Annotated in this window: 7 protein-coding genes, 1 tRNA gene and 1 pseudogene; 5 read left to right on the top strand and 4 right to left on the bottom strand. The window is 70.5% G+C overall.

Annotation, left to right across the window (positions count from 1 at the left end; translation table 11 throughout):
* The 5 genes and pseudogenes from RDU12_RS11215 to RDU12_RS11195 form a co-directional block, all read left to right on the top strand.
* Window positions 1-321, top strand: a 321-nt coding sequence (locus RDU12_RS11215; protein ID WP_308684641.1) for a biopolymer transporter ExbD, incomplete at its 5' end; no start/stop codon positions are given.
* 16 nt (window positions 322-337) lie between these two features.
* The gene (locus RDU12_RS11210) at window positions 338-1054 is read left to right on the top strand and encodes an energy transducer TonB (protein WP_308684640.1); all 717 of its coding nucleotides are present in this window, start codon (window positions 338-340) and stop codon (window positions 1052-1054) included.
* Window positions 1055-1180: 126 nt separating this feature from the next.
* Window positions 1181-1927 (top strand): M48 family metallopeptidase, encoded by a 747-nt coding sequence (locus RDU12_RS11205; protein WP_300291440.1) that lies wholly within the window; start codon window positions 1181-1183, stop codon window positions 1925-1927.
* Window positions 1928-2105: 178 nt separating this feature from the next.
* Window positions 2106-2182 (top strand) — tRNA-His (locus tag RDU12_RS11200).
* Window positions 2183-2209: 27 nt separating this feature from the next.
* A pseudogene (locus RDU12_RS11195) lies at window positions 2210-2620 on the top strand (methyltransferase domain-containing protein); the annotation flags it as partial.
* A 256-nt stretch (window positions 2621-2876) separates the two neighbouring features.
* Here RDU12_RS11195 and RDU12_RS11190 read toward each other — a convergent pair.
* From RDU12_RS11190 to RDU12_RS11175, 4 genes are all read right to left on the bottom strand, one after another.
* On the bottom strand, window positions 2877-4727 hold the full coding sequence (locus RDU12_RS11190; RefSeq protein ID WP_300291442.1) for a patatin-like phospholipase family protein: 1851 nt from the start codon (window positions 4725-4727) through the stop codon (window positions 2877-2879).
* A gap of 154 nt (window positions 4728-4881) precedes the next feature.
* Complete coding sequence (locus tag RDU12_RS11185; RefSeq protein WP_300291444.1) at window positions 4882-5280, bottom strand: DUF1489 family protein; 399 nt, start codon at window positions 5278-5280, stop codon at window positions 4882-4884.
* 40 nt (window positions 5281-5320) lie between these two features.
* Entirely contained in the window at window positions 5321-5758 is a 438-nt protein-coding gene (locus RDU12_RS11180; protein WP_308684637.1) for a hypothetical protein, read from the bottom strand.
* The coding region (locus RDU12_RS11175; protein ID WP_308684635.1) for a biotin/lipoyl-containing protein at window positions 5755-6147 on the bottom strand (393 nt) is incomplete at its 5' end. The genes RDU12_RS11175 and RDU12_RS11180, both read right to left, overlap by 4 nt.

Below are 6147 nucleotides of genomic sequence, written 5' to 3'. Positions count from 1 at the left end.
GTGGCGGCTCCGCTCGCCACCGTGTCGGTGGAGGTGAAACTGCCGGTCGCGGTGGCGCCGATGCAACCCAATCCGCCGAAGCCGTTCTACGTCTCGATCCAGGCCAATTCGCGGGTCTATATCGGGGATGACGAGGTCGACATCGACAACGTCGGCGGGGAACTGCTCAATCTGATCGGCAACAAGACGCCGTCGGACGAGCGGATCTTCATCCGCGCCGACCAGACGACCCGGTACGGCGATTTCATGCAGGTCATGAATTCGCTGCAGGACAGTGGTTTCTACAGCGTCGCCCTGGTCGGCGAAGACCAGTCGTCATAGTAGGAGCGATGAGAACATGACTGAAGTCGAGTATCATCGCAGTCTCTACGATCCGCCGAAGGCGAAGGGCATTTTGGGGGTTCCCCCGCATGTGTTCCTCGCCAGCGTCGTCATCGTTGGCCTGCTGTTCGCCCTGCTGGCGTTCTATTTCATCAACGCCCAGTTCAAGCTGCGCGAGGTGAACTATTCCGACGACTCCGTCGACGTGGAGCTGATCGAACCGATCCCGCCGCCGCCCCCGCCCCCGCCGCCCCCGCCGCCGCCGCCCGAAACGGCGCCGCCGCCGAAGCTGCAGGTGCGAGTGCCGGCCCCGGTTCCCGTTCAGATCCCGGTGCCGCCGCTTCCGGTGCCGCCGACGCCGAAGGAAGACCGGATCGCCTCGACGATCCCGCCGGGCCGCATCACGGGGCCGGTGACGGTTCCGCTGCCGCCGCCTCCGCCGCGTCCGCCGGAAATCAGCAACGTGACCTGGCAACGCCAGCCCGCGCCTGAATTCCCGGAACGGGCCATCTCGCGCGGCATCGAGGCCGGCACCGTGCAGCTGGTCTGCACCGTGTCGCCGAACGGATCGGCCACGAACTGCTCGATCGTGTCGGAGGATCCCTCCGGCGCCGGGTTCGGCCAGGCCGCCGTCCGCTCGATGTCCAGGGCCCGCTTCTCGCCCCGGACCGTCGACGGGGTTGCTGAAGGCGGGCGCGCCCGCTTCACCATCCGGTTCCGCCTGGCCGACTAGGGCCGGGACGGTTCCCGCAAGAACGAGACGCCCCGGTCCCCGTGACCGGGGCGTTTTCGTTTGCGTCTGGAGCGTTCGGGCCGGTTCAGGCGTTGTCCCGCCACGCTGGAAAACGGAGCCCATCCCATGAACCGACCCCTGACCCTCGCCCTTGTGACCGCCGCCGCCCTGTCGGCCGCCGCCTGTGCCTACAATGAGACCCTCGGCCGCAGCCAGTTCCTGATCGTCGACGACGCCGCCTTCACGCAGCAGTCCGAGGCGGCCTGGGCGCAGGCGTTGCGGACCCAGCAGACCTCAAACGACGCCGCCGCCAACGCCCGCGTCCGTCGCGTCGGGGGGCGCATCGTCGAGGCCGCCGGCCTGACCGGCCGGAGCTGGGACTACGCCGTCTTCGTCAGCCAGAGCCCGAACGCCTTCGTCCTGCCCTCGGGCAAGATCGGCGTGACCACCGGCCTGCTGAACCTGGTGCGCAATGACGACCAGCTGGCCGCCGTGATCGGCCACGAGGTCGGCCACGTCGTCGCGCGCCACGCCGCCGAACGCTATTCCTCGACCGCCGCGACCAGCGTGGTGCTGAGCGGGGTGCAGAGCGCCGCAGGCGATTACGCCCAGGCCGCGGGCGCGATCGGCGGTCTGGGCGCCCAGCTGGGCGTGCTGCTGCCGTTCTCGCGCCGGCACGAGCTGGAGGCGGACCGCCTCGGCGTCGACTATCTGCAGCGGGCGGGATACCGGCCGTCCGAATCCGTCGCCCTGTGGCGGATCATGGCCGAGCAGCGCCAGGGTTCGACGCCCGAGTTCGCCTCGACCCACCCGTCGGACGCCAGCCGGATCGCGGCGCTGGAGCAGTATATCGCGAGCCAGGGCTGGGCCTGACCCAAGGGGCGAGGGTCAAGTAAGGGGGAAGGGCGCGGGCTCGTGCGCCGCGGCCTCGACCTGAAGTCGCGGCGGTCTGATTTCCTCGACCCTCGCCCCTCGCCCCTCGACCCTCTTCTTCCAAATCCACCTTGATCGACGCCAGCGACCCCGCTAGACACGCCGCTCGCGACAGCGCGCCGCCTTAGCTCAGTTGGTTAGAGCGCCGGTTTGTGGAACCGGAGGTCCTCAGTTCAAGCCTGAGAGGCGGTACCATCCTCCCTGGATCTGGAGCGTCACGGCATGACCGATACGCCGCCGGCCTGGGATCCCCATCAGTACAGCCGCTTCGAACGCGAGCGCGACCGCGCCGCCCATGATCTGCTGGCGCGGCTGCCTGACGGCCTGTCGCCCGGCGAAATCTGGGATCTGGGGTGCGGGACCGGCCAGCACGCGGCGTTTCTGAAGCGGCGTCAGCCCGACGCGCGGGTCCACGGGATGGATTCCAGCCACGCCATGCTGGAGCAGGCCCGGGGGCGGGACGAGGATATCGACTGGCGGCTCGGCGACATCGCGGACTGGGCGCCGGAACGGCCGGCGGACCTGATCCTGGCCAACGCCTCCCTGCACTGGCTGCCGGATCACGCGGCGCTTTTGCGGCGGCTGACCGGCGGCCTGGCCGCGGGCGGGGTCATCGCGGTGCAGATGCCGATGGCGCATGAGACGCGTCACCACACCCTGATGCGCGAGGTCGCCGCCGACGGGCCATGGGCGGCGGCGCTGGACGGGGTGGGCGCGGTGGCGCCGTTGCTGCAGCCCGAGGCCTATTATTCGGCGCTGGCCGAGAGCTGCGGCGAGATCGATATCTGGTCTACCACCTATCTGCAGGCGCTGACGGGAGCGGACGCCGTGCTGGAATGGATGAAGGGGACGGCGCTGCGGCCGTACCTTGCCGCCCTGACCGAGGAGGTCACGCGGCGGGCGTATCTCGACGCGCTCGGCGCGCGGCTTTCTTCGGCTTTTCCCCCTCGGCCCGACGGGGTGACGCTGATGCCGTTTCCGCGTCTGTTTCTGGTGGCGCGCAAGCGCTGAGCGGCGGGCGCCGGCGCAGGTGGGTCACGGGCCGGTCGAGGCCGTCCAGCGCCTCGCGCGTGGCGCTGTAGCCGGCGTCGACCCCCGCCTCGAACCCCTTCCAGTCGCGGATGTCGAGGCCGTCGGGGGTCGGCTGGATCAGCAGGTCCGTGGCCGCCCGGGAGCTCTCCAGGTCGGCGTCGGTGGTCAGGGTGGCCGAGCGCATCAGGATCGAGACGATGGGCGGGCCCCGGCGCCACGCCCCGGTGGCGATCAGCCGCCAGATCGAAGGCGGATGCTCGATCATCGCGGCGTCGACGCCGCGCGTCTCGGACATGTCGACGCCGATCACCGGGCCGGCGTTCATCTGGCGCATGACCTCGGCGGGGAGGTTCTTCAGCACCGCGCCGTCGACGTGCACCTGGCCGTCGATGACCACCGGGGGCAGGATGCCGGGGATGGCGATGGAGGCGCGCAAGGCCCGACGCATCAGGCCGCGGCGATGCACCTCCAGCTTGCCGCTGGTCAGGTTGGTGGAGGCCGCGAAATAGGGAAGGTGCAGGTCGGCGAGGTCGATCTCGCCATAGGCGTCCTGCAGCAGGCAATCGACCTTGCGGGCCCGGGTCATGGCCAGCATGGGGAAGGTGATGTCGGACAGGGGGTCGCTCTGGACGAAGGCCTTGCGGATGCGCGCCTCGAGTTCCTCCTGCGACCAGTTCAGGGCCGGACCGGCGGCGACCACCGCCCCCATGGACGCCCCGCCGACGAAGTCGATCGGCACGCCGGCCTCGCGCAGGGCCTTGAGGGCGCCGATGTGCGAATAGGCCCGCGCCCCGCCGCCGGACAAGACCACGCCCACGGCCGAGCCGGTGATGACCCGGCCGATGCGCTCGGCGTCGGCCTGGTCGCCCTCGACGGCCTGAAACCAGCGCCCGGGGTTGACCGCGTCGATCCAGACGCCGGTGTTGGCGGGGCAGGCCATGCGGGGGTCGCGCAGCAGGATCAGGTCGGTGCGGCGCTGGGCGTCGAGCACGCCGGCGTGGGGCAGGGGCCGGTTGGGGGGCGCCATCAGCCCGGCGCCGACGATGAAGACGCGGTCGACCTGGCGCGCGCACAGGGCCCCCCAGGCGGGTTCGTCCATTTCGGCGACGTAGAGGACGTAGTCGTGGGAGTCCTCGACCCGGCTGAACCATTCGGCGGCGGACGACAGGGCGGTCTGGTCGATGACCTGGCAGCTGAAGCCGTCGGCCTCGATCGCCGCCGCGATGCGTTCGACGAAGGCGCGGATCGGGCGCGGCCGCGCCGAGATGAAGCCGAACACGCTGGGCTCGCCGCCGCCGGAGCGCCGGTCGCGGGCCCGCTGGATCATCAGCCGCGACAGCTCGACCATCAGGTCGGGCTCGGTGCGGGCGGCCTCGAAGAAGGCGTCGCGGGGCAGGGCCAGAACCTGGGAATCGCGCAGGGCGACAACGTCGGCGGTGTGGGCGGTGCCCGCCAGCATGGCCATTTCGCCGACCGGCTCTCCCGGGCGGATGACGCCGACGAACTGGGGCGGGCGGTCCTCGGCCGGGTTCCGCCGGAACACGCCGAGGCGGCCGGAGCGGAGCAGATAGAGGGTGTCGGCGGTGTCGCCCTCGAGAAACAGGCTCTCGCCGCCGGTCAGGGCGAACCAGCTGGCGCGGGTGTTCTTGCCGCCCTCGAAGATGCGGTGCAGGGCGTCTTCCAGCCGGTCGGAGCGGGGGGTGGGCATCAGGGGAGGATAACGGGAGTCGGCGGAAGGTGGCGAGGGGCGAGGGTCGAGGGGCGAGGGGCGAGCAAGCGACCTCTGGACGGCGCCCGCCGGGCCGACCGCAAGGGACTGTTCCGAACCGCTTCCCTCGCCCCTCGACCCTCGTCCCTCGTCCCTACCAAGCCCCCATCTCCCGCAGCTGTTTGGCCAGGTCGAGCGGCAGGTCGCCGGCGTCCATGGACGACAGGTCCGGCGGGGCGTCCTTCGGCTCCAGATAGCGCCAGCCCTGGAAGGGGCGGCGGGCCTGGGGGGCGGTGCGGATCACCTCGGGCGACAGCCTGATGTGGCACATCGAGGCCTTGCCCTCGCCTTTGGTCGAGATGTCGAGGATCGGCATGCGGCAGACCACCGAGCCCTTCATGACCCAGAACAGCGAGCCGCCGTCCTCGAGCTCGGCGGCGCGCTTGGGCGTCATCCGGGTGTGGACGGTGAGCCATTCGCCCTTCGAGGCGCGGCGCTCCAGCGTCTCGACCTTGGCGACGCCGACGCAGAGCTTGATCATGTGGAGGGGCATAGGCGGGGAGTAGCACCCTTCGGGGCAGGGACGGGAGGCCCTACCAGCCGGAGTCGGCGGCCGGTTCCGGCTCGCCGCGCAGGGCCTGGAGCGCGGCGCCCATCTGCCCCTCGCCCTGGCTCCAGCTCTGTATCATCGCGTCGACCTGCCCCATGGAGCGACCGTTCTCGATCAGGATATTGCCGCAGCGTTGGCCATGGGCCTCCAGCATGGCCTGGCCCGAGTTGGTTGCGGCGGTCAGGACATGGCTGCGCCAGTTGACCTCGGGGCGTCGGCCTTCCAGACGTCCGACGAAATAGTAGAAGCCGAGGGCCGCCGAGCCCGCGTCCTCGCCCCTGGCGGCCGTGGCCATGTAGAGGACGGCGCACTGGACGTCGTCCCGGTAGGCCTGGTCGAGCGGCGGGGTCTGCGGCGTTGTGGCCCGGGCCGCGCCGGCCGACAGGGCCAGGGCGAGGCCGGCGATCAGGATGCGCTTCATTCAGTCCCCTCCGGTTTGACGGTCGCCAGGACGGCGCCATCCACCACCTGCTCGCCGACGGCGGCGCCGATGGTCTCGACCACCCCGTCGAACGGCGCGACGAGGGCATGCTCCATTTTCATCGCTTCCAGCACAATGATGGGCTGACCTTTCGTGACGATGTCGCCGGGTTTGGCCGGGACAGCGACGATCTTGCCAGGCATGGGGGCGCGCAGGGCGCCGTCGGAGGCGGGGCCGGAGGCGGAGCCTCGGGGCGAGAGTGCGGAAACCTGGTGGGGCGCGCCGTCCTCAAAGTAGACAGTTACGCCCGTGACGGGCTCAAAGTGAGTGTGGCGCGCGTAGACGTCATCATCGATTTCGATCTCACGGCGCTCGCCGTCGACAAACAG

The organism is Brevundimonas sp., assembly GCF_031082345.1.
Taxonomy (GTDB): domain Bacteria; phylum Pseudomonadota; class Alphaproteobacteria; order Caulobacterales; family Caulobacteraceae; genus Brevundimonas.
The sequence above is the reverse complement of the archived record's forward strand: the minus strand, read 5'-3'. Positions and strand labels throughout refer to the sequence as shown.

What these genes read in the sequence shown, in the direction of transcription:
- RDU12_RS11210 (WP_308684640.1), top strand. Translation starts at nt 338, where the DNA reads ATGACTGAAGTCGAGTATCATCGCAGTCTCTACGATCCGCCGAAGGCG.
- RDU12_RS11205 (WP_300291440.1), top strand. Translation starts at nt 1,181, where the DNA reads ATGAACCGACCCCTGACCCTCGCCCTTGTGACCGCCGCCGCCCTGTCG.
- RDU12_RS11190 (WP_300291442.1), bottom strand. Translation starts at nt 4,727, where the DNA reads ATGCCCACCCCCCGCTCCGACCGGCTGGAAGACGCCCTGCACCGCATC.
- RDU12_RS11185 (WP_300291444.1), bottom strand. Translation starts at nt 5,280, where the DNA reads ATGCCCCTCCACATGATCAAGCTCTGCGTCGGCGTCGCCAAGGTCGAG.
- RDU12_RS11180 (WP_308684637.1), bottom strand. Translation starts at nt 5,758, where the DNA reads ATGAAGCGCATCCTGATCGCCGGCCTCGCCCTGGCCCTGTCGGCCGGC.